This is a genomic window from Shigella sp. FC1567, assembly GCF_001743015.1.
Lineage (GTDB): Bacteria > Pseudomonadota > Gammaproteobacteria > Enterobacterales > Enterobacteriaceae > Escherichia > Escherichia coli.
The window spans coordinates 1-3,528 of sequence record NZ_MIIV01000185.1 but is presented as its reverse complement, the minus strand read 5'-3'; the positions used below and the strand labels follow the sequence as shown (position 1 = coordinate 3,528).

Here is a 3,528-nt window from a genome sequence, read left to right as displayed (position 1 = left end):
TTTCTGGTGCGTACCGGGCTGAGAGGCGGTGTAAGTGAACTGTAGTTGCCATGTTTTACGGCAATGAGAGCAGAGATAGCGCTGATGTCCGGCAGTGCTTTTGCCGTTACGCACCACGCCTTCAGTAGCGGAGCAGGAAGGACATCTGATGGAAATGGAAGCCACGCAAGCACCTTAAAATCACCATCATACACTAAATCAGTAAGTTGGCAGCATTACCGAAATAATTTTATATTTAGTGTGTTGTTTTTTATCAGAATAAATAACGTCTTCTGATGCGTTTAAAACGTCAGAAAGATAAAAATATCATGTGAATAAAAAAAGAACAGGTAGAGCATTAACATTATCTTAAATAATAAATAGAGGCAAAAAGATTATTTTCTTTTTGCGTTTCCTTTCAAATGAAAACGATCGTCGTCTAAAATCAGCAGTACCCCCGACAAACTCAGGGATTTTGTGTATAATTGCGGCCTTTTTCGGCAATCTGCCGTTTTTTGGCGCTTTTGCCCTGCTGACTTTTGAGGAAATCCACATGTCATTACCACACTGCCCAAAATGCAACTCCGAATACACTTACGAAGATAACGGCATGTACATCTGCCCGGAATGTGCCTACGAATGGAACGACACAGAACCTGCACAGGAAAGCGACGAGCTGATCGTTAAAGATGCTAACGGCAATCTGCTGGCTGACGGCGACAGCGTTACCATCATTAAAGATCTGAAGGTGAAAGGTAGCTCTTCGATGCTGAAAATTGGCACCAAAGTGAAAAACATCCGCCTGGTTGAAGGCGACCATAACATCGATTGCAAAATCGACGGTTTTGGTCCGATGAAACTGAAATCTGAGTTTGTGAAAAAGAACTGATTGTATTGTGATCGGTAAGCCGGATAAGGCGCTCGCGCCACATCCGGCAACGATGCCGACTGCCTGATGCGACGCTGACCGCGCCTTATCAGGCTTCCCTCTCATCTGTATAAATTTCGAACTACACTTAACTGGCTTCTCTTAACTGAGGTCACCATCATGCCGTTAAGTCCCTACCTCTCTTTTGCCGGTAACTGTTCCGACGCGATTGCCTATTATCAACGTACGTTGGGCGCGGAACTGCTCTATAAAATCAGCTTCGGCGAAATGCCAAAATCAGCGCAGGACAGCGCCGAGAACTGCCCTTCCGGAATGCAATTTCCCGATACCGCCATCGCCCACGCCAACGTGCGCATTGCCGGAAGCGACATCATGATGAGCGATGCTATACCGTCAGGAAAAGCCAGCTACTCCGGCTTTACGCTGGTGCTCGATTCGCAACAGGTCGAAGAAGGAAAACGCTGGTTTGATAACCTTGCCGCTAACGGAAAAATTGAAATGGCCTGGCAGGAAACTTTCTGGGCGCATGGCTTCGGCAAAGTCACCGATAAATTTGGCGTACCGTGGATGATTAATGTCGTCAAACAACAACCAACGCAATAACCCGCCGGGAGGCCCGCCCTCCCGCACTGTCATCGAATTCCCGTTAACTCTTCATCTGTTAGTCACTTTTAATTAACCAAATCGTCACAATAATCCGCCACGATGGAGCCACTTTTTTAGGGAGGCTGCATCATGCAAACGATTATCCGTGTCGAGAAGCTCGCCAAAACCTTCAATCAGCATCAAGCGCTGCATGCGGTTGATCTGAACATTCATCACAGTGAAATGGTGGCTCTGCTTGGGCCGTCGGGTTCCGGCAAATCCACACTTTTACGTCACTTAAGCGGTTTGATTACCGGCGATAAATCCGCCGGCAGCCATATCGAGCTGCTGGGCCGCACAGTCCAGCGCGAAGGCCGTCTGGCGCGCGATATCCGCAAAAGCCGCGCCCATACCGGCTACATCTTCCAACAATTCAACCTGGTGAATCGCCTGAGCGTACTGGAGAACGTGCTGATTGGCGCGCTCGGCAGCACGCCGTTCTGGCGCACCTGTTTTAGCTGGTTCACCCGCGAGCAGAAACAACGCGCGTTACAGGCGCTGACCCGCGTTGGCATGGTGCATTTTGCCCATCAACGCGTTTCCACCCTCTCCGGCGGACAGCAGCAGCGTGTGGCGATTGCCCGCGCGCTGATGCAGCAGGCGAAGGTGATTCTGGCCGATGAACCCATCGCCTCGCTGGACCCGGAATCCGCCCGCATCGTGATGGACACCCTGCGCGACATCAATCAGAACGACGGCATCACCGTAGTCGTCACGCTGCATCAGGTGGATTACGCCCTGCGCTACTGCGAACGCATCGTCGCCCTGCGCCAGGGGCACGTTTTCTACGACGGCAGCAGCCAACAGTTTGATAACGAACGTTTTGACCATCTCTACCGCAGCATTAATCGCATCGAAGAGAACGCGAAAGCTGCCTGACATCCCCATCATTGAGGAAAACGAATGAACGCTAAGATAATTGCCTCGCTGGCCTTCACCAGCATGTTCAGCCTCAGCACCCTGTTAAGCCCGGCACACGCCGAAGAGCAGGAAAAGGCGCTGAATTTCGGCATTATTTCAACGGAATCACAGCAAAACCTGAAACCGCAATGGACGCCATTCTTACAGGATATGGAGAAGAAGCTGGGCGTGAAGGTGAACGCCTTCTTTGCCCCAGACTACGCAGGCATTATCCAGGGAATGCGCTTCAATAAAGTGGATATCGCCTGGTAAGGCAACCTGTCGGCAATGGAAGCGGTGGATCGCGCCAACGGCCAGGTCTTCGCCCAGACGGTCGCGGCGGATGGATCGCCAGGTTACTGGAGCGTGTTGATCGTCAACAAAGATAGTCCGATCAACAACCTGAACGATCTGCTGGCGAAGCGGAAAGATCTCACCTTCGGCAATGGCGATCCTAACTCCACCTCTGGCTTCCTCGTCCCCGGTTACTACGTCTTTGCCAAAAACAATATCTCCGCCAGCGACTTTAAGCGCACCGTCAACGCTGGGCATGAAACCAACGCGCTGGCCGTCGCCAACAAGCAGGTGGATGTTGCCACCAACAACACCGAAAACCTCGACAAGCTGAAAACCTCCGCGCCAGAGAAGCTGAAAGAACTGAAGGTGATCTGGAAGTCGCCGCTGATCCCAGGCGATCCGATCGTCTGGCGCAAGAATCTCTCCGAAACCACCAAAGACAAGATCTACGACTTCTTTATGAACTACGGAAAAACGCCGGAAGAGAAAGCGGTGCTGGAACGCCTGGGCTGGGCCCCGTTCCGCGCCTCCAGCGACCTGCAACTGGTGCCGATTCGCCAGCTCGCACTGTTTAAAGAGATGCAGGGCGTAAAAAGCAATAAAGGACTGAATGAGCAGGACAAGCTGGCGAAAACCACCGAGATTCAGGCGCAGCTGGATGACTTGGACCGCCTGAACAACGCGTTAAGCGCGATGAGTTCGGTGAGTAAAGCGGTGCAGTAATGTGCTCGATCGGTCCCCTCTCCCTTGAGGGAGAGGGTTAGGGTGAGGGGGAAATGCGCACGCTGATGCCCTCATCCCGGCCCTCTCCCACAGGG

Annotated in this window: 4 protein-coding genes and 1 pseudogene; 4 read left to right on the top strand and 1 reads right to left on the bottom strand. The window is 52.0% G+C overall.

The genetic code is table 11. The annotated features are described in order from the left end of the window. Positions 1 to 165: IS1 family transposase (locus BHE85_RS12255; protein ID WP_047664789.1), on the bottom strand; the 165-nt coding region annotated here is incomplete at its 3' end. Positions 166 to 532: 367 nt separating this feature from the next. Here BHE85_RS12255 and BHE85_RS12250 point away from each other — a divergent pair. The 4 genes and pseudogenes from BHE85_RS12250 (at position 533) to phnD (ending at position 3,433) form a co-directional block, all read left to right on the top strand. Next, the gene (locus tag BHE85_RS12250; protein ID WP_004988234.1) at positions 533 to 868 is read left to right on the top strand and encodes a zinc ribbon domain-containing protein YjdM; all 336 of its coding nucleotides are present in this window, start codon (positions 533 to 535) and stop codon (positions 866 to 868) included. A gap of 159 nt (positions 869 to 1,027) precedes the next feature. Continuing rightward, the gene (gene yjdN / locus BHE85_RS12245; protein WP_001131335.1) at positions 1,028 to 1,471 is read left to right on the top strand and encodes a VOC family metalloprotein YjdN; all 444 of its coding nucleotides are present in this window, start codon (positions 1,028 to 1,030) and stop codon (positions 1,469 to 1,471) included. A 132-nt stretch (positions 1,472 to 1,603) separates the two neighbouring features. Beyond that, entirely contained in the window at positions 1,604 to 2,392 is a 789-nt protein-coding gene (gene phnC / locus BHE85_RS12240; protein ID WP_001193421.1) for a phosphonate ABC transporter ATP-binding protein, read from the top strand. 24 nt (positions 2,393 to 2,416) lie between these two features. Then, positions 2,417 to 3,433 (top strand): annotated as a pseudogene (phnD, locus tag BHE85_RS12235) (phosphonate ABC transporter substrate-binding protein). The last annotated feature ends 95 nt before the right edge of the window (positions 3,434 to 3,528 follow it).